Origin of the sequence: Luteimonas kalidii, assembly GCF_029887935.1 — a bacterium.
GTDB lineage: Bacteria > Pseudomonadota > Gammaproteobacteria > Xanthomonadales > Xanthomonadaceae > Luteimonas > Luteimonas kalidii.
This window is the reverse complement of record NZ_JARXRO010000018.1, coordinates 271829-289754: the sequence shown is the minus strand read 5'-3', so window position 1 is coordinate 289754 and position 17926 is coordinate 271829. Positions and strand designations below refer to the sequence as shown.

The 17926-nt window shown below is 69.8% G+C and carries 14 protein-coding genes and 1 riboswitch; of the genes, 8 read left to right on the top strand and 6 right to left on the bottom strand.

Translation table 11 applies throughout. The annotated features are described in order from the left end of the window. Positions 1-27 precede the first annotated feature (27 nt). The 3 genes from QFW81_RS12210 to metX are packed head-to-tail and all read right to left on the bottom strand — an operon-like array spanning position 28 to position 3394. Positions 28-1113, bottom strand: a complete 1086-nt coding sequence (locus QFW81_RS12210; protein WP_280579093.1) for a homoserine dehydrogenase — start codon at positions 1111-1113, stop codon at positions 28-30. Continuing rightward, the gene (locus tag QFW81_RS12205; RefSeq protein WP_280579092.1) at positions 1110-2351 is read right to left on the bottom strand and encodes an O-succinylhomoserine (thiol)-lyase; all 1242 of its coding nucleotides are present in this window, start codon (positions 2349-2351) and stop codon (positions 1110-1112) included. Before QFW81_RS12205 ends, QFW81_RS12210 begins: the two co-directional genes overlap by 4 nt. Beyond that, the gene (metX, locus tag QFW81_RS12200) at positions 2348-3394 is read right to left on the bottom strand and encodes a homoserine O-succinyltransferase MetX (RefSeq protein WP_280579091.1); all 1047 of its coding nucleotides are present in this window, start codon (positions 3392-3394) and stop codon (positions 2348-2350) included. The genes QFW81_RS12205 and metX overlap by 4 nt, the downstream gene beginning before the upstream one ends. Before the next feature lie 98 nt (positions 3395-3492). Further along, positions 3493-3620: riboswitch (SAM riboswitch) on the bottom strand. A 108-nt stretch (positions 3621-3728) separates the two neighbouring features. Here metX and QFW81_RS12195 point away from each other — a divergent pair. The 5 genes from QFW81_RS12195 (at position 3729) to QFW81_RS12175 (ending at position 10205) form a co-directional block, all read left to right on the top strand. After that, positions 3729-4826 (top strand): phytase, encoded by a 1098-nt coding sequence (locus tag QFW81_RS12195; RefSeq protein WP_280579090.1) that lies wholly within the window; start codon positions 3729-3731, stop codon positions 4824-4826. Next, positions 4823-5731 carry a peptidoglycan DD-metalloendopeptidase family protein gene (locus tag QFW81_RS12190; protein ID WP_280579089.1) on the top strand — a complete coding sequence of 303 codons (909 nt, stop codon included), beginning with the start codon at positions 4823-4825 and terminating at the stop codon, positions 5729-5731. The genes QFW81_RS12195 and QFW81_RS12190 overlap by 4 nt, the downstream gene beginning before the upstream one ends. Positions 5732-5816: 85 nt before the next feature. Then, positions 5817-7421, top strand: coding sequence for a peptide chain release factor 3 (locus QFW81_RS12185; RefSeq protein ID WP_280579088.1), 1605 nt, complete (start codon positions 5817-5819; stop codon positions 7419-7421). Positions 7422-7518: 97 nt separating this feature from the next. After that, the gene (trhA, locus tag QFW81_RS12180; protein ID WP_280579425.1) at positions 7519-8160 is read left to right on the top strand and encodes a PAQR family membrane homeostasis protein TrhA; all 642 of its coding nucleotides are present in this window, start codon (positions 7519-7521) and stop codon (positions 8158-8160) included. An 80-nt stretch (positions 8161-8240) separates the two neighbouring features. Then, on the top strand, positions 8241-10205 hold the full coding sequence (locus tag QFW81_RS12175) for an AsmA family protein (RefSeq protein WP_425604033.1): 1965 nt from the start codon (positions 8241-8243) through the stop codon (positions 10203-10205). 146 nt (positions 10206-10351) lie between these two features. On the opposite strand, the gene QFW81_RS12170 is transcribed toward QFW81_RS12175, so the two are convergent. The 3 genes from QFW81_RS12170 to mtgA form a co-directional block, all read right to left on the bottom strand. Beyond that, positions 10352-10780 (bottom strand): CBS domain-containing protein, encoded by a 429-nt coding sequence (locus QFW81_RS12170; protein ID WP_280579086.1) that lies wholly within the window; start codon positions 10778-10780, stop codon positions 10352-10354. Then, on the bottom strand, positions 10740-11768 hold the full coding sequence (locus QFW81_RS12165) for a glycosyltransferase family 2 protein (protein ID WP_280579084.1): 1029 nt from the start codon (positions 11766-11768) through the stop codon (positions 10740-10742). Before QFW81_RS12165 ends, QFW81_RS12170 begins: the two co-directional genes overlap by 41 nt. Positions 11769-11906: 138 nt before the next feature. Further along, positions 11907-12671, bottom strand: a complete 765-nt coding sequence (gene mtgA / locus QFW81_RS12160; protein WP_280579082.1) for a monofunctional biosynthetic peptidoglycan transglycosylase — start codon at positions 12669-12671, stop codon at positions 11907-11909. An 82-nt stretch (positions 12672-12753) separates the two neighbouring features. On the opposite strand from mtgA, the gene hslO reads away from it, so the two are divergent. From hslO to QFW81_RS12145, 3 genes are all read left to right on the top strand, one after another. Beyond that, on the top strand, positions 12754-13665 hold the full coding sequence (gene hslO / locus QFW81_RS12155) for an Hsp33 family molecular chaperone HslO (protein ID WP_425604032.1): 912 nt from the start codon (positions 12754-12756) through the stop codon (positions 13663-13665). Between the two features lie 145 nt (positions 13666-13810). Further along, on the top strand, positions 13811-14629 hold the full coding sequence (locus tag QFW81_RS12150; protein ID WP_425604041.1) for an XOO1806 family protein: 819 nt from the start codon (positions 13811-13813) through the stop codon (positions 14627-14629). A gap of 185 nt (positions 14630-14814) precedes the next feature. Next, on the top strand, positions 14815-17682 hold the full coding sequence (locus QFW81_RS12145) for a TonB-dependent receptor domain-containing protein (RefSeq protein ID WP_280579077.1): 2868 nt from the start codon (positions 14815-14817) through the stop codon (positions 17680-17682). Positions 17683-17926 lie beyond the last annotated feature (244 nt).

Here is a 17926-nt window from a genome sequence, read left to right as displayed (position 1 = left end):
AGTGCGATCGCGCGACGCCAGACAGTGTCAGCCTGCCTGGCGCGCGATCCGCAGCACGTCGTCGAGCAGCGCCGCGGCGGTGACTCCGGCGCCGGCGCCGGGGCCCTGGATCACCAGCGGGCGGTCGGGGTAGCGGTCGCTGAAGATCGCGGCGCGGTTTTCGGTGCCGTGGCCGCTGGCCAGCGGGTGCGACAGCGGCAGCGCGCGCAGGCCCACGCTGGCGCCGCGCTCGGCATCGAAGCGGCCGACGAAGCACAGCCGCGCATCGCTGCGGTAGGCGGTGACGAAGCGTTCGCGCAGCGGCTTGTCGAGGGTGTTGAGCTGGGCATCGACCGCGTCGGGCGCGGCGTCGCGCAGCGCGTCGGGCACCAGCGAGGACACGCGGATGTCGCGCGCCTCCAGCGGCAGGCCGGCCGCGCGCGCCAGGATCAGCAGCTTGCGCCGCACGTCCTCGCCGGACAGGTCCTGGCGCGGATCGGGTTCGGCGTAGCCGGCATCGCGCGCCTCGCGCACCAGGTCGGAGAACGGGCGGGTGTCGTCGAAGCGCGACAGCAGCCACGCCAGCGAACCCGACAGCACGCCCTCCACGGCGTGGATGCGGTCGCCGCCGGCCACCAGCTCGCGGATCAGGCGCAGCGCCGGCAGTCCTGCACCCACCGTGGCCGAATCGCCGTAGCGCGCGCCTTCGCGCTGCGCGTCGACGATCGCCTGCGCGCGGGCCAGGTCGCCGCCATTGCCGAGCTTGTTGGCGGTGACCACGTGGATCCCGCGCAGCAGCCATTCGGCATGCCAGCCGGCCACGGTGTCGCTGGCGGTGGCGTCGATGACGATGTCGCCTCGCGCGAGCGCCTCGCCCTCGGCCCACGGCGGCACGCCGCCGTGCTGGCGCGGCGCCGCATGCGCGCGCGCGATCGCATCCTCCAGCGATCCCTCGTTGGCCACCTGCGCGCGCGAGTTGCTCAGCCAGGCGAACGGCGGCAGCGGCACGCCGCGTTCGACCAGTTGCCGGTAGCGCGCGACCACCGCGCTGCCGACCACCCCGGTGCCCAGCAGCGCGATGCGCCCGCCGCGCGCGCCGCCGGTGGCGCTGCGGATCCGGGTGACCGAGCTCATGCGTCCACCCGCTTCAGGTCGGTGCCGCGGGCTTCGATCACGCGTTGCGCGCGCTCGAGCGCCGCGGCCAGGTCGGCCTGCAGGTCGGCCTGGGCCTCGATCCCGACCGACAGCCGCAACAGCCCATCGGGAATGCCGGCCGCCGCGCGCGCCTGCGGCGTCATCGCCGCGTGGGTCATCGACGCCGGGTGCGCCACCAGGCTCTCGACCCCGCCCAGCGACTCGGCCAGGGTGAAGTACTGCAGGCCCTCGACGAACGCGCGCACGGCCTCGACGCCCCCGTCGAGCTCGAGCGACAGCATCGCGCCGAAGCCGGTCTGCTGGCGCGCCGCCAGCGCATGCCCCGGATGCGAGGCCAGCCCCGGATAGTGCACCTTCGCCACCGCCGCATGCGCCTCGAGCTGCTGCGCGATCGCCTGCGCGTTCTCCTGGTGCACGCGCAGGCGCGCGTCCAGCGTGCGCAGTCCGCGCAGGGTCAGGAACGCGTCGAACGGCGCGCCGGTGATCCCAAGCGCGTTCGCCCACCACGCCAGGCGTTCGTGCAGGTCGGTCGTGGCTGCGACCACCGCGCCGCCGACCACGTCGCTGTGGCCGTTGATGTACTTGGTGGTCGAATGCACAACCACGTCGGCGCCGAACGCGATCGGGGTCTGCAGCGCCGGAGACAGGAAGGTGTTGTCGACCACGGTGAGCGCGCCGGCGCGGTGCGCGGCCTCGATCACGAAGCGCAGGTCGGTCACGCGCAGCAGCGGATTGGACGGGGTTTCGATCAGCACCAGCTTCGGCGACTGCGCCAGCGCGTCGGCCAGCGAGCGCGGATCGGTCAGGTCGGCGGTGACCAGGTTGAAATGGCCCTTGGCGGCGAGCGCGTTGAACAGGCGCCAGCTGCCGCCGTAGGCGTCGTGCGGCACCACCAGGGTGTCGCCGGTCTCCAGCAGCGCGTTGAGCACCAGGGTGATCGCGCCCATGCCGGTCGCGGTGACCACGCCGCCGGCGCCGCCCTCGAGTTCGGCCAGCGCCTCGCCCAGCAGGTCGCGCGTCGGGTTGCCGCTGCGGGTGTAGTCGTAGGCGCGCTTGTTGCCGAAGCCGTCGAAGCTGAAGTTGCTCGACAGCACGATCGGCGGCGTGACCGCGCCGTACGCCGCGTCGCGATCGATGCCGGCGCGCACCGCGCGGGTGGCGGGCTGGCGACAATCGGTGCCGGCGACGGCGGCGGCATTGGGGGGCGTGGCGGTCATGCGGGGTCTCCGGGTTGGCGCAGTGCGCCGGCGAGGATGCCGTCGATGCGGTCGGTTTCTTTCAGGAAGGCGTCGTGGCCATAGGGGGAGCGCAGGACCCGCAGCTGGCCGTGGGGTCCCAGGCCCTCGACCAGGGCCACCGAATCGGACAGCGGCACCAGGCGGTCGCCTTCGACCGCCACCACCAGGGTGGGCACCTGCACCTGCGCGGGATCGATGCGGTGCAGGTCGATCGACTCGGACAGCCGCAGCCAGGCGTTGACCGGCGTGCGCGCCACGAAACGCGCGCCGGCGGCGTCGAGATAGTCCTCGGCGGCCACGCGCACGCGGCCGTTGCTGACCTCGGGGGGCGCATCGAAGCGCTCCTCGAACTCTTCCGGCGTGCGGTAACTGAGCATGGCGAACTGGCGCGCCAGCGACAGTCCCTGCACGTCGGCGCACTGCAGCTGGCCGAGCGCCACCGCCTTGCGCTGCAGCGCGCGCCAGGCGGCGGCGTAGGGATGGGCGCGATGCGCGCCGCTGACCGCGACCAGCTGCGCCACCCGCGCCGGATGCCGGACCGCGAACTGCAGCCCGACCAGCGCACCGTAGGAATAGCCGACGAAGGCCTGCAGCCGCGCGATGCCGAGAAGGTCGAGCAGCACGGCCACCGCATCGGCCTGGTCGGCGGTATCGATCGGCACGTCGACCCGCCCGTCAGCGCCGACATAGTCGAAACCGAGCACGCGGGTGTGCGCCGGGTCCAGGGTGCGTCCGCCGCCCACCAGGTCGCCGGCCCAGCCGGCCTCGGGGAATTGCGCGTTCGCGGCCACGTGCCGGTGTGCGGAGATGCCGCCGGCGACCAGCGCCACCGGCGCGCCCGCCGGCCCCGCGAGTTCCCAGGCGATCCGCACCGTCTGCAGGCCGCCGTGGCGCAGCGTCAGCGTGGCGTCGAATGTGCCGCGTCGGGCCTCGACCGTGGCGGTCGGCGCGACATGCGGCGACGCCACGACGACGGCGTCGTGCGGCGGCAGGCTGCGGGCGGGCAAGTCGACGAAGCTCATGGCGCGATCCGGGGCGGGGACGGCCATCGAGCGCTTGCGGGGATCGGAAGGTGCCGGGGTCGCCGGCCAGATGCACGTCCACCCTTCGCGGCGTCGCGCAACCATCTTCCGGTGGACGCTCAGGTCCCCGCAGGACTTGGCACCGCGACGGGTCCGGCCTTGCGGTCGGTCCCATCAGGTTGCCCCGGCGTCTTCGGGCCTGTCCCTCAGCCGGTCTCGATGGATGGCAGCCAGCTTGCCCGGGCGATCGCGGTTTGTCAATCGCTTCATGCCGATGAAGCGATACAAGTCTGGAGGCGATGTTCCGGTACGTGATCCGGGGATAATGGCCGGCATGCGCCTTGCCCTCCCCCTCCTGGCCGCCCTGTGGCTGGCCGCCTGCGCGACCCCGCGCGTCGAATCGCCCGCCTCCACCGCCGCCCGTCCGGTCGCGGTATCGGCCGGGACCGTCACCGTTCCCGAGCGCTACGTCACGCCCGAGAATCCCGAGGACGAGCTCGATTCGCTCGCCACCTGGCCGACCGAGGACGGGGCGATCTGGCTGATCGCCACCGCCAAGAACACCCACGAGCTGGTGGTGTTCGACGCCGACAGCGGCGAGCAGCTGCGCAGCGTGGGGCGTCGCGGCCCCGGGGACGGCGAATTCCTGCGTCCCAATGGCGTGTTCGTGCACGGCGATCTGCTGTTCGTGTCCGAGCGCGACAACCGCCGGGTGCAGATGCTCGCGTTGCCGGGATTCGATCCGCTGGGAACGTTCGGCCAGGACGTGCTGCGCAGCCCCTACGGCCTGTGGGCACACGAGCCGGCCCCGGGCACCCTGGAGCTCTACGTCACCGACAGCTTCATGGACGGCGACCGCTTCGACGTGGTGCCGCCGCTGCAGACGCTCGACCGGCGCCTGCGCCGCTTCCAGGTGCGCGTCGACGTCGCGGGACGTCCCCACGTCGACGCGGGCATCGCGTTCGGCGACACCCGTCCGGCGCTGGCGCTGCACGTGGTCGAATCGCTGGTCGGGGATCCCGTCCACGACCGGCTGCTGGTCGCCGACGAACATCGCGAACGGCGGGCATTGCGCGAATACACGCTCGCCGGCCGCGCCACCACCGGCGGCATCGCACCGGGCGTGTTCCAGGGCGAGCCGGAAGGCCTGGCGCTGTGGGCGTGCACGCCGGACACCGGCTACTGGATCGCGGCCGACCAGTTGCTGCCCCTGACCGTGTTCCGGGTCTTCGACCGCGCCACGCTGGCGCCGCGCGGCACGTTTTCGGGTCAGGTCACGGCATGGACCGATGGCGTCGCCCTGCATGCCAGCCCTACGCCACGCTTTCCCGCCGGCGCCCTGTTCGCGGTCCACCACGACCGTTCGGTCGCCGCGTTCGACCTCGGCGACATCGTGCAGGCACTGGGACTCGACCCGGCCTGCGCACGGTGAAGCACGCACGCTGGCCGCTGCTGCCCGCCCTGGCGTTGCTGGCGGCCACGACCGCGCAGGCCTCGCAGGTCTACCGCTGGACCGACCCGCAGGGCCGCGCGCACTACGCCGACCGGGTCGACGGAACTGCGACGGGCGACGTCTCGCGGATCGCGCTGCCCGCAGGACCGACCGTGGTCGCGCGGCTGCGCGTGGAGGCCGACGCCCATGGCGTGCTGGCATGGGTCGACAACCTGCTCGCCGGACCGATCGAGGTGATGCTGCACGCTGAGGGCGACGACGTCTCCAGCGATCCGCCCCTGCCGGCACGCGGCACCGTGCCGGCGCTGTCGGCAGGCCTGCTGGCACGGGTCGGCGCCGGCAATCCGCGCCTGCGCGTGATCGCCGTCCCCGGCACGCCGAACGCCCGCCCGCGCGACGTCGAATACGGCTGGCCGCTGCAGACCGCCAGCGTGCGCATCCAGCAGGCCTGGAACGGCAGCTTCAGCCATGCCGACGGGGAGAACCGCCATGCGGTGGACTTCGCCGCACCTTCCGGGACCGCCGTCCTGGCCGCGCGCGACGGCGTGGTGATGCAGTCCGAGGCCGGTTTCGCCGAAGCTTCACCCGGCGAGGACGAGGACGAACTGGTCGCGCGCGCCAACTTCATCCGCATCCTGCACGACGACGGCACCATGGCGCTCTACGCCCACCTCCAGACCGGCGGCGTGCTGGTGCGCCTGGGCCAGCACGTGCGCCGCGGCCAGGTGATCGGCCTGTCCGGCAACACCGGCCGCAGCACCGCGCCGCATCTGCATTTCGTGGTCCAGGCCAATCGCGGCATGCGGCTGGCGTCGGTGCCGTTCCGGATGTTCGGTCCGCAGGGCATCCTGCGGTTCGGCACGATGCAGGACGGCGGCGGCTGACGGCGCCGGTCGTTGCCGCGCCGCCTCGCCTATAATTCCCGCCCTCCCCGAACCGACCGTCGCGCACGTCCGTGCGCGCCTCGCCATGTCCGACGTTCCGACCGAAGCCGCCCGGCGCCGTACCTTCGCGATCATCTCGCACCCCGACGCCGGCAAGACCACCCTGACCGAGAAGCTGCTGCTGTTCGGCGGCGCGATCCAGATGGCCGGCAGCGTCAAGGGTCGCAAGGCGGCGCGCCACGCGACCTCCGACTGGATGGCGCTGGAGAAGGAGCGCGGCATCTCCGTCACCAGCTCGGTGATGCAGTTCCCCTACGAGGGCCGCATCGTCAATCTGCTGGACACGCCCGGCCACGCCGACTTCGGCGAGGACACCTACCGCGTGCTCACCGCGGTCGACAGTGCGCTCATGGTCATCGACGTGGCCAAGGGCGTGGAGGAGCGCACGATCAAGCTGATGGAGGTGTGCCGCATGCGCGCCACGCCGATCATGACCTTCATCAACAAGCTCGACCGCGAGGGCAAGGATCCGATCGACCTGCTCGACGAGGTCGAATCGGTGCTCGGCATCCAGTGCGCGCCGGTCACCTGGCCGATCGGGATGGGCCAGCGGCTCAAGGGCGTGGTCCACCTGGTCACCGGCGAGGTGCACCTGTACGAACCGGGGCGAAACTTCACCCGGCAGGATTCGACCATCTTTCCCTCGCTCGACGCGCCCGGGCTGGAAGCGAAGATCGGCGCCGACATGCTGGCCCAGCTGCGCGACGAACTCGAACTGGTGCAGGGCGCCAGCCATGCCTTCGACAAGCAGGCCTACCTGGAGGGGCGGCAGACGCCGGTGTTCTTCGGCTCGGGCGTGAACAATTTCGGCGTCCAGCCGCTGCTGGATTTCTTCGTCGCGCATGCACCGCCGCCGAAGCCGCGCGAGACCACCACGCGCGACGTACGTCCGGACGAAGACAGGCTCACCGGCTTCGTGTTCAAGATCCAGGCCAACATGGATCCGCAGCACCGCGACCGGGTCGCGTTCATGCGCGTGTGCTCGGGCCGGTTCAGCGCCGGGATGAAGGTGTTCCACCCGCGCACCGGCAAGGACATGAAGCTGGCCAATGCCCTGACCTTCATGGCCAGCGACCGCGAGATCGCGGCTGAGGCCTGGCCCGGTGACGTGATCGGCATCCACAACCACGGCACGATCTCGATCGGCGACACCTTCACCGAGGGCGAGTCGCTGGCCTTCACCGGCATCCCCAACTTCGCACCGGAACTGTTCCGCCGCGCGCGGCTGCGCGATCCGCTCAAGCTCAAGCAGTTGCAGAAGGGACTGGCGCAGCTGTCCGAGGAAGGCGCGACCCAGTTCTTCCGCCCGCTGATGAGCAACGACCTGATCCTGGGCGCAGTCGGCGTACTGCAGTTCGACGTCGTGGCCTACCGGCTCAAGGACGAATACGGGGTGGACGCCGCGTTCGAACCGGTCCAGGTCGCGACCGCGCGCTGGGTGAAGTGCGAGGACGCGAAGACGCTGGAGGAGTTCCGCGACAAGCACGCGATGAACCTCGCGCTCGACGCCGCCGGCCAGCTGGTCTATCTCGCCCCCACCCGGATCAACCTGCAACTGGCGGAGGAACGCGCGCCGAAGGTCCGTTTCATGGCGACCCGCGAGCACGCGCACGCGGTGGCGGTGGACTAGACAGGGGCTCGAACCCGGTCGTCCCCGGGGCCTGGCGATGCGGTAACGTATCGTCGTGAGCCGCCCCCTCTCCCGATTCGGCACGCTGCGCGCGCGCGTGCGCGCGCACCGCGCGCTCGACCTGCGCGACGAACTCGCCAGTGCGCTGACCCACGGGGTCGGCGCGGCCGCGGCGCTGGCCGGCGGCGCGGTGCTTGTGACGCTGGCGGCCATCCATGGCGACGCCTGGCAGCTGACGGCGGCGATCGTGTTCGGCATCAGCCTGCTGATGCTCTACCTGGCCTCGACGCTCTACCACGCGGTCCGGCATCCGGTCGCCCGGGGCCGGCTCAAGGTCTTCGACCACTGCGCGATCTACCTGCTCATCGCCGGCACCTATACCCCGTTCACCCTGGTCGGATTGCGCGGGTCGTGGGGCTGGGGCCTGTTCGCCGCGATCTGGACCCTGGCGCTGGCCGGGGTGGTGTTCAAGCTGTTCTATACCGGCCGCTTCAAGCGCCTGTCCACGCTGATCTACATCGCCATGGGCTGGCTGGTGATCGTGGCGATCAAGCCGGTGATGGAGGCGCTGGACGGCTGGACGCTCGGCTGGCTGCTCGCGGGCGGCCTGTTCTACACCCTCGGCACCTACTTCTACCATCGTGAATCGGTGCGCTACTCGCACGCGATCTGGCACCTGTTCTGCATCGCCGGCAGCCTGTGCCACTACGTGGCGGTGATGGCCCAGGTGATCGGCTGAGGCCGCGGGCCGTCGGCCAAACTGAACAGTGACCGCGCGACTTTCGCGCGGTCGCAACGCGCGGCGCGAATACTGCGTCCATGCACAGCCCACCCCACCGCCCGCAGGGCCCTCGCGCCACCTGGCGGCGCCACTGGCCACCCTCACGACGTCTCGCGATGTGGGTCGCGATCCCGGTGGTGGCGCTCGTCGTGCTCGTGCTGCTGTGGGACTGGAACTGGTTCAAGGGCCCGGTCGAGCGAATCGTCGAGGCGCGCACCGGGCGCACGTTCGAGATCGCCGGCGATCTCGACGTCGACCTCGGCCGCGTCACCACCGTCACCGCCGGGCAGCTGCGGCTGGGCAACGCGGCGTGGTCGGATCACCGCGACATGGCAACCGCCCAGCACCTGGCGCTGCAGGTCGAAGTGTGGCCGCTGCTGCTGGGGCGGGTGCGCCTGCCGGAGCTGCGGCTCCAGACCCCGGACGTGCGCCTGGAAACCGACCCGGATGGCGGGCCCGGCAACTGGGATCTCGGTTTCGAGGACGACGGCGGAGAACCGCTGCAGCTGCGACGGCTGTGGATCGACAGCGGCCGCCTGCGCTTCGATGACGCACCCAGCGATACCGGCATTGACGTACGCGTCGGCAGCCGCGAATCACGTAGCGCCGACGCGGCGCCGCCGGTCGTCCTCGAGGGCGATGGCCGCTGGCGCGGCAGCCCCTTCAGCCTCGAGGGCACCGCCGAGTCGCCGCTGGAGCTGCAGGACAGCGACAGTCCGTTTCGCATCGATCTGCGCGCCCGTGGCGGCGCAACCCGTGCACATGCCCGCGGCAGCCTGACCGCACCCTTCCAGCTTCGCGGCATCGACCTGCAGTTCGCACTCGAGGGCCGGAACCTGGGCGACCTCTATCGCCTGATCGACGTCGCCATGCCCGACACTCCGCCGTACTCGGTCGACGGCCGGCTGACCCGCGACGGCGATACCTGGCACTACACCGACTTCGCCGGGAAGGTCGGACAGAGCGACCTCGCCGGCTCGGCGTCGATCACCACCGGCGGCGAGAGACCCCTGTTCAAGGGCGACCTGGTGTCGAAGCGGCTCGATCTCGACGATCTGGCCGGCTTCCTCGGCGCCACCCCCGACGCGGAGGGAGAGGCGCTCGATCCGGCGCTCGCCGAACAGGCCGCGCGCCAGCGGGCGCGCGGCAAGGTGCTGCCGTCCACGCCCTACGACCTGGCCAAACTGCGGGCGATGGACGCGGATGTCCGCCTGCGCGCACAGCGCATCAACGCTCCGGGCCTGCCGATCGACGACATGGACGCTCGCCTGCGTCTGGACAACGGGCTGGCGCTGCTGGAGCCGCTGAACTTCGGCGTGGCCGGCGGCGACATCCGTTCCGACATCCGCATGGATGCGCGCACCGACGCCATCACCACCCGGCTCAATGCCCAGGTACGGCGGGTGGAACTGGCGCGCCTGTTCCCCGATGTGGAGCTCACCCGCGACGCCGCCGGTCGCGTGGCCGGCAGTGTCAACCTGGCCGGGTCCGGCAATTCGATCGCCGCGATGCTGGCGACGGCCGACGGAGACGTGGCGGTCGGCATGGGGCGTGGCGAGATCAGCAACCTGCTGATCGAACTGGCCGGCATCGACATCTACGAATCGCTCAAGTTCCTTCTGGGCAAGGACCGGAAGGTCGCGGTGCGCTGCGCGTTCGCCGATTTCGGCGTCAAGCGCGGGGTGATGGACTCCCGCGCGCTGGCGTTCGATACCAGCGACACGATCATCGTCGGCCAGGGACAGGTGAACCTGCGCGAGGAGTCGCTCGACATCGAGCTTCGGCCCCGGCCGAAGGACCGCAGCATTCTCGCGCTGCGCTCGCCGCTGCACATCGGCGGCAGCTTCGCCGATCCCAGTTTCCGTCCCGACTTCGCCCGCCTCGGGCTGCGCGGCGCGATAGCGCTGGCCCTGGGCAGCATCGCCCCGCCCGCGGCCCTGCTCGCCACCCTCGAACTGGGTCCGGGAGAGGACAGCGGCTGCGGCGGCGACTACGCGAAGTGATGCCGGCCCCGCGCCGCTCCCGCTCACCACGCGAGTGCCCCGGCGCCGGCCAGTAGAACGCCACGCCCGGCGGGCAACTCGGGCATCGCCGTCACCGGCCCGGCCCTGGTTGCCCTCCCCACGACACCATCGACCGGCGACCGGGGTCAGCCGGCGATATAGCGCTGGAGCTGCTCGAGTTCGTGCTGCTGGTCCTCGATGACCGCCGCCACCAGGTCGCCGATCGAGATCATCCCCACCACCGCGTCGTTCTCCATCACGGGCAGATGGCGGATGCGGTGGCGGGTGACCAGCTGCATGCACGCAGGTACCACATGGTCGGGCCCGACCGTGACCACCTCGGCGGTCATGATCTCGCTGACGGCCGTGTCCTTCGAAGAGCGCCCCTCGAGCACGATCTTGCGCGCGTAATCGCGCTCGGACAGGATCCCGGCCAGGCGTGCACCGTCCATCACCAGCACCGCGCCGATGCCCTTGAGGGCCATCAGCCGGATCGCGTCGATCACCGGCGCATCCGGCGCCACCGCGAAGACTTCAGGCGCCTTGGCGCCCAGCAACTGCCGAACCGTGCGCATGGTGTCCTCCTTCCGCAGCCTCGGACAATGCCGAGGATACTCCGCCCGCCGACGGGCGCCAGTCGTCGACCAGATACAGGGGCCGCTGCTTGGACTCCTCGTACAGCCGGCCCAGGTATTCGCCGATCATGCCCAGCGCCACCAGCTGCACGCCGCCGAGGAACAGGATCACCACCATCATCGTCGGCCAGCCGGCCACGCGGTCGCCGTACAACAATGCCTTGGCGACGATCCACACCGCATACAGGAACGCCACCAGCGCGGCGCCGAGCCCGATGTAGGTGGCCAGCCGCAGCGGTGCGGTCGAAAAGCTGGTGATGCCTTCGAGGGCGAAATTCCACAGCTTCCACAGGTTGAACTTGGTCCGGCCCGCCACCCGCGGCTCGCGCCGGTACGGCACGGCGACGCGGTTGTAGCCGATCCAGCCGAACAGGCCCTTCATGAACCGGTGTCGCTCGCGCAGTTGCCGCAGCGCGGCCAGGGCGCGCGGCGACAGCAGCCGGAAGTCGCCGGTATCGGTCGGAATCGGGGTCCGCGACAGGCGCTGGATCACGCGGTAGAACGCGTGCGCGGTGACCCGCTTGAACCAGCTTTCTCCGGCGCGCTCCTCGCGCATGCCGTAGACGTCGTCGAAGCCCTCGCGCCATTTGTCGACGAATTGCGGGATCAGCTCGGGCGGATCCTGGCCGTCGGCGTCGATCAGCACCACGGCGCCGTGCTCGACGTGATCGAGCCCGGCGGTCAGGGCCGCCTCCTTGCCGAAGTTGCGCGACAGCCGCAGCAGGCCGACCCGGCGATCGCCGCTGGCCAGCCCGCGCATCACCTGCCAGGTACCGTCGCTGCTGCCATCGTCGACGTACAGCACGCGGCCGTCGACGCCGTCCGCGCGCAGCGTGTCGAGCACGGGCGCCAGCCGCGCGTGCAGCAGCGGCAGGGCATCGGCTTCGTCGCGTGCGGCGACGACCACGGTCAGCAGGTCACGGGTCATCGGCGCATCGTATTCGTTTTCCCCGGGGTCGGCAGCCGGCGACTTCGCGACGATGCCTTCCACCGCCGCACGGCCCGGGTGTCGTTCGCATGCACGGAAGACGGACGTCCCGCGACGGCAGGCGGCAGCGCGTGCCGGTCAGTCCAGCCTGTCGAGATAGGCGGTGCCGCCGATCTGGCGCATGTTGCGTTCGATCGTCCGCGTCCGGCGCTGCACGTATGGGCCGGGCCGCGCGGCGCTGTAGCGTTTCGGACTCGGCAGCACCGCCGCCAGTCGCGCGCACTGTGCCTGCGTCAGACCGGACGCGTCGCGACCGAAGAAGCTGCGCGCGGCGGCCTGGGCGCCGTAGATGCCGTCGCCGAACTCGGCGACGTTGGCGTATACCTCGATGATCCGGCGCTTCGGCCAAAGCAGTTCCACCAGCGCCGTATACCAGGTCTCCAGCCCCTTGCGGACCCAGCGCGACGCCGCGCCCGAGCCCTGCCACAGGAACAGGTTCTTCGCCACCTGCTGGCTGATCGTGCTGCCTCCACGCAGGCGTCCGCCGCGCGCATTGCGTTCGCGCGCCTGTTCGATCGCCTCGAGGTCGAATCCCGAGTGGGTGGCGAAGTTCTGGTCCTCGGCGGCGATCAGGGCCACCGGCAGCGAAGCCGCCATCGCGTCGAGATCGCGCCAGTCGTAGGCGATGCGGAAGTCCATCTCGCCTGCCCGCCAGGCATCGGCCTGCCGGATCGCCATGAACGACGAGAATGGCGGATCGACGAAGCGCAGCACCGCCACCTGCGCCACCGTCAGCAGCAGCAGCCACAGCGGCAGCAGCAACCAGCGACGCCATCTGCGCCGCGCCTTGCGACCCGCCGACGTGGCCGAGGGTGAGCCGGGCTGGACTTGCGGCTGCGTCATCACGTCCCCATGTCGATCCGCGCGCAAGGATGGCGCGCACCCCTATTCGACCATGCCGCGTGCCAGCGCGCGAACGCCGATCATGCCCGTGCCCCATACCCCGCCCGACAGCGACCAGCTGACCCGCTTCCTGCTTCCTGTCCCGGGCGTGCGCGGCGTGCGGGTGCACCTGCACGAGACCTGGCGGCAGATCCGTTCGACCGAAGACTATCCCGTCGCGGTCGCCGAACTCCTCGGCGAAGCCGCGGCGGCCGCAGCCCTGTTCACCGGCCATGCCAAGGTGGACGGGCGGCTGTCGGTGCAGTTGCGCGGCCAGGGAGCGCTGCGCACCCTGTTCGCCGAATGCACCGCCGCCGGCACGCTGCGAGGGATCGCCCGGATGGCCGAGGCCGAACCTGGGCTGGCCACCCGCGACCTGGGCCAGCTCGGTGCGGGCGCGGTGCTGGCGATCACCATCGAGAATCCGGGCCTGAGCGGACGCGAGCCCAGCCGCTACCAGGGCCTCGTCCCGCTGGAGGCAGACTCCCTGGCGGGTGCGTTCGAGGATTACTTCCGCCAGTCCGAACAGTTGCCCACGCGGCTGCTGCTGGCCGCGGACCAGGACCACGCCGCGGGGCTGATGCTGCAGAAACTGCCGGGCGACCCCGGCGATGCCGACGGCTGGACCCGCGCCACCGCCCTGTTCGACACCCTGTCGGCCGACGAACTGCTGTCGCTGCCGGCGACGGCCCTGCTCCGCCGCCTGTTCCACGAGGAGGGCGTCGAAGCGCTGGGATCGCGTCCCCTAGCGTTCGGCTGCTCCTGCTCGCGCGAGCGGGTGGCCGGGATGCTGCGCTCGCTCGGGCCCGCGGAAGCACGGGCAGCGGTCATCGACGGAGCGGCGAGGATCCGGTGCGAGTTCTGCGGGGAGCGCTATGTCTTCGACCCCGACGAGGTCGAAGTCATCCTCGCCGCCGCGGCCATTGACATGCCCGCACCCGAACGTGTTCAGTAGCGGTGCAGGGCGGGTGTGTTCCGGGATTGTTAAATAAACATAAATGATTTAGAATCGTCAGGCCCTGAGGGAGGGAACTCCGGCCACATCCGCCGGTCCATTGCTCGCCATGCCACGCCATCTCGCACGACTGACGACCGCCCTGCTGCTTGCCTTCGGCATTGCGGCCGGCGCGCATGCGCAGGTCCGGCGTGCGGACCAGACCGTCCTGCCGGTGGTCGACCACAGCAGCGGCCGGGTCCAGGGCTATCTGCTGCTGGAGCCAACCACGGAAGGCACCCGCGCCGGCGCCCGCTGGCGCGCCGGCGACTCCTCGCTCGATGCCACGTTCGGCCTGGAAGCGGGCGACTCGCTGGCTCTGCTGTGCAACCAGCGCAGCGGCGTATTCAGCGCCGTCAGCAGCCTGGCCAACAATTGCCAGCTTGCCTCGCTGGGCGATCGCGACGGCAGCCGCCGGGCAAGCGCCACTGCATCGCTCAGCCGCCCCGGCGGCGGCTTCGGCGTCACCCTGGGCCAGGGCAAGGACAGCCTGCCGACCTGGTTGACCCGCGAAGGCTCGCCGCAGGGCCGCGACGTGGACCTCAACGACCTGACCGTGTTCGCGCAGAAGAACCTGGGCGATGCCGCCTACGTGACCATCGCCGGCACCGTGGCCAAGGCCACCCTGATCCCGTTCTCCGAGGCCCCCTCGGACATCAGCGACCGCTGGAGCAGCAAGAGCCTGGCGGTGGGCGGTGGCTATGGCGCCTTCAGCGCCAATGTGATCGGCCGCGTGATCGAAACGCCGGGTCAGCCCCGTTTCGAAGGCCTGGGCCTCGGCGTGACCTGGCGCACCCCCTGGAGCGGCCAGCTCACCGTGGGCGCGGAGAACGTGGTCACCCGAGGCAAGAATCCGTTCTCGCCAAACAGTGAGACCAACGACGAGGGTGCCGTGCCCTACGTCCGGTACGAGCAGGACCTCTAGCTCGCACGCGGGCTTGCAGCCCGTTTCCGCCTCGCATCACACAATGCAGGCGATTTGTTAACGACACTTTAATTTCTCTCCATGGCCGGGTAGTATCGGCCGCAACCTTGCCGGGCTTGGTGTCTTCCTTGACTCCACCGGTGGGGTTCCCATGGGACACAACCAAGACTCACTTGGAGAGAGAGATGACCTTGAAGACCACCAAGCTCCGCGACGCGATCACCTTCGCGCTCGTTGCGGGTACGACGACGCTCGCCGGCACCGGCGCCGCGTTCGCTCAGGCCGCACCTGCAACGTCGATGGACAATCCGACGCAGCTGGACCGCATCGAAGTCACCGGCTCGCGCATCCGTTCCGTTGACGCGGAAACGTCGCAGCCCGTGCTTGTCCTGGATCGCGACTACATCGAACGTACTGGCCTGACGTCGGTCGCGGAAGTGCTCCAGCGCATTTCTGCAAACGGCGCCGCGATCAACCGCACGTTCAACAACGGCGGTGACGGTTCGTCCGAGATCGCCCTCCGCAACCTGGGGTCCTCGCGCACGCTGGTGCTGGTGGACGGCCGTCGCTGGGTCTCCACCCTCACCGGGTCGGTCGATCTCAACACGATCCCCGCCGCGGTCATCGAGCGCATCGAAGTGCTGAAGGACGGCGCGTCGTCCATCTACGGCTCGGATGCGATCGCCGGCGTGGTCAACATCATCACCCGCAACGACTTCGACGGCTTCGAGGCGCGTACCCACCTTGGCCAGTACGGCGAAGGCGATGGCGAGCGCAACACCATCGAAGCGACGATGGGCTCGACCACTGACCGCAGCAACGTCGTGTTCAGTCTCTCCCGAGTCGAGGAAAAGGCCGTCATGGCGGGCGACCGCACGATCTCCGAGGACCCGATCATCGGTCTCGGCAGCTCGCAGTACAGCGGTTACTCCAACAATGGCCGCATCTGGAACGGCGATGGCGGCTCGCTCATCGTCCCGCCGGGAGCCCCGCCGTCCGGCCTCGCCGGCAACCCGCGCTACGCGCTCGAGGATACGGTGCCCTTCGGGCCCCAGTACGCCTACAACTATGCGAAGGACAACTACCTTCTGACGCCGCAGACGCGTACCGCGCTGTATGCGAAGGGCCGGTTCGACATCTCCGACAACCTGACCTTCCGTGCCGACGCCCTGTACAACGAGCGTCGCTCGGAACAGCAGCTGGCCGGCTTCCCGCTCAACGGTGGCGTCAGCAACGACTTCACCATGAGCGGCGACAGCTACTACAACCCGTACAACCCGCTGTACGGTGGCGACGGGCGCGAGGTGATTTGGAGCCATCGCCTCACCGAGCAGGCGCGCGTCTACCAGCAGAACGTGAAGACGATCCATACCTACGTCGGTCTCGAGGGCTCGTTCGAAGTGGGCAGCCGCTACTTCGACTGGGACGTCGGCTACAACTTCAACAAGTCCGACCAGGAAGACGCCCAGATCGGCGATGCGAACATGCTGAACGTGGCCGCTGGCGTGGGCCCGTCGGAAGTCCGCAATGGCGAGGTGGTCTGTGTGACCGCCCCGGGTGGAGACATCATCGAAGGCTGCGTTCCGTTCAACCCGCTGTCGCCCGCCGGTGGCGTGACCCAGGAGATGCTCGATTACATCCTGTTCACGGCGCAAGACGCGTTCCAGAACCGCAGCGAGTCGTTCACGGCCAACCTCAGCGGCGAGATCACCGAGCTGCCGGGCGGCATGCTGGCTTTCGCTGCCGGCGTCGAGTCGCGCAAGGAAAGCGGCTTCGATCGTCCCGACGCCTTCGTCGCCGCGGGTTTCACCTCCGGCAATTCGCGTCAGCCGACCGAAGGTGCCTATGATCTGGACGAGGTGTACGCGGAACTCCTGATTCCGCTGCTGTCCGACGTCACCGGCGCCCAGCTGCTCGAGTTCTCGCTCGCGTCGCGCTACTCCGACTACAGCAACTTCGGCGACACCGTGAACAGCAAGTTCGGTTTCAAGTGGAAGCCGATCGAGTCGCTGCTGGTCCGCGGTAACTGGTCGGAAGGCTTCCGCGCTCCGCCGATCACCACGCTGTTCCGTGGCCGCGCCGACACCTTCACCCAGTTCGGCGACATCTGCTCCGAGGACTTCGGCGGTCGCAACGACACCATCGCGGCGAACTGCGCAGCGGCTGGCGTGCCCGACGGGTTCATCCAGCGCACCAACCAGGGCGAGGGGTATTTCGGCCAGACCATCTATCCGTTCTCGCTGGGCGGCAATGCCAACGCGGGTCCGGAAACCTCGGTCAGCAAGACGCTCGGCCTGGTTTACAGCCCGGACTTCGTGCAGGGCCTGGACATCTCGCTCGACTGGTGGAGCATCGACATCGAGAATGCGCTGTCCACGCCGACGGCCGCCTACATCCTCGACCAGTGCTACGCCGAAGGCCTGCAGGAATGGTGCAGCCTGATCACCCGCCAGGCCGATGGCCAGATCTTCGACATGCAGCTGGTGCCGCAGAACCTCAGCGTGATCGAGGTCGAAGGCTACGACATGAACGTGCGTTACCGCATGCCCGACACGGCGTACGGCGGCTTCACCTTCGTGCTGGATACGTCCTACATGTCGAAGTGGGACTCGGCCTTCACGGCTGGCGACGAGCTGGAGAGCGCGGTCGGCAACTACTACCAGAACGATCCGAACTGGCGCCTGCGCGCCAATGCGTCCGTCGACTGGTCGCTGGGTGACTTCGGCATGTCCTGGACCGCCCGCTACAACTCCGGCCTGAACGAAGCCTGCCCGTTCATCAGTGACGACCCGAGCGATCCGTTCGGCCTGTGCTCGGACGAGTTCCGCCGTACCGAGGATGGGGCGGATGGCCGCAACCGCCTGGGCGCCACGACGTACCACGACGTGCAGTTCCGCTACAACGTGCCGTGGAACGCCACCGTCAAGCTGGGTGCGAACAACGTGTTCAAGAAGGAGCCGCCGATCGCCTACAACGCGTTCGCGAACAACTTCGACCCGCAGTACGACGTCCCGGGGCGCTACCTGTACATGGAGTACGTGCAGCGCTTCTGATCCAGAAGTTCCATTGCTTCAGAACGGCCCCGGAAACGGGGCCGTTTTTTTTTCGGCGCTGGTCTGCGTGTCGACGCGCCGACGGCCAGCGGCTGCGCCACGTGTTTCGTTGGCCGGATCCGTGAGATCGCTACGAGGTTTCATGCTTGCGCAACCCGACGCGGCTGGACGCCACCGCTCTTGGCGTCAGCCATCTCTCGTTCCAATCCGGTTGCGCTGTAGCGGCGCGGGCTTTGCGGTCGTC

Excerpts from the sequence above, each read along its gene's own strand:
- QFW81_RS12145 (WP_280579077.1), top strand. The coding sequence starts at position 14,815 with ATGACCTTGAAGACCACCAAGCTCCGCGACGCGATCACCTTCGCGCTC.
- QFW81_RS12175 (WP_425604033.1), top strand. The coding sequence starts at position 8,241 with ATGCACAGCCCACCCCACCGCCCGCAGGGCCCTCGCGCCACCTGGCGG.
- QFW81_RS12165 (WP_280579084.1), bottom strand. The coding sequence starts at position 11,768 with ATGACCCGTGACCTGCTGACCGTGGTCGTCGCCGCACGCGACGAAGCC.
- QFW81_RS12185 (WP_280579088.1), top strand. The coding sequence starts at position 5,817 with ATGTCCGACGTTCCGACCGAAGCCGCCCGGCGCCGTACCTTCGCGATC.
- mtgA (WP_280579082.1), bottom strand. The coding sequence starts at position 12,671 with ATGACGCAGCCGCAAGTCCAGCCCGGCTCACCCTCGGCCACGTCGGCG.
- metX (WP_280579091.1), bottom strand. The coding sequence starts at position 3,394 with ATGAGCTTCGTCGACTTGCCCGCCCGCAGCCTGCCGCCGCACGACGCC.
- QFW81_RS12195 (WP_280579090.1), top strand. The coding sequence starts at position 3,729 with ATGCGCCTTGCCCTCCCCCTCCTGGCCGCCCTGTGGCTGGCCGCCTGC.
- QFW81_RS12170 (WP_280579086.1), bottom strand. The coding sequence starts at position 10,780 with ATGCGCACGGTTCGGCAGTTGCTGGGCGCCAAGGCGCCTGAAGTCTTC.
- QFW81_RS12205 (WP_280579092.1), bottom strand. The coding sequence starts at position 2,351 with ATGACCGCCACGCCCCCCAATGCCGCCGCCGTCGCCGGCACCGATTGT.
- QFW81_RS12210 (WP_280579093.1), bottom strand. The coding sequence starts at position 1,113 with ATGAGCTCGGTCACCCGGATCCGCAGCGCCACCGGCGGCGCGCGCGGC.
- hslO (WP_425604032.1), top strand. The coding sequence starts at position 12,754 with ATGCCCGTGCCCCATACCCCGCCCGACAGCGACCAGCTGACCCGCTTC.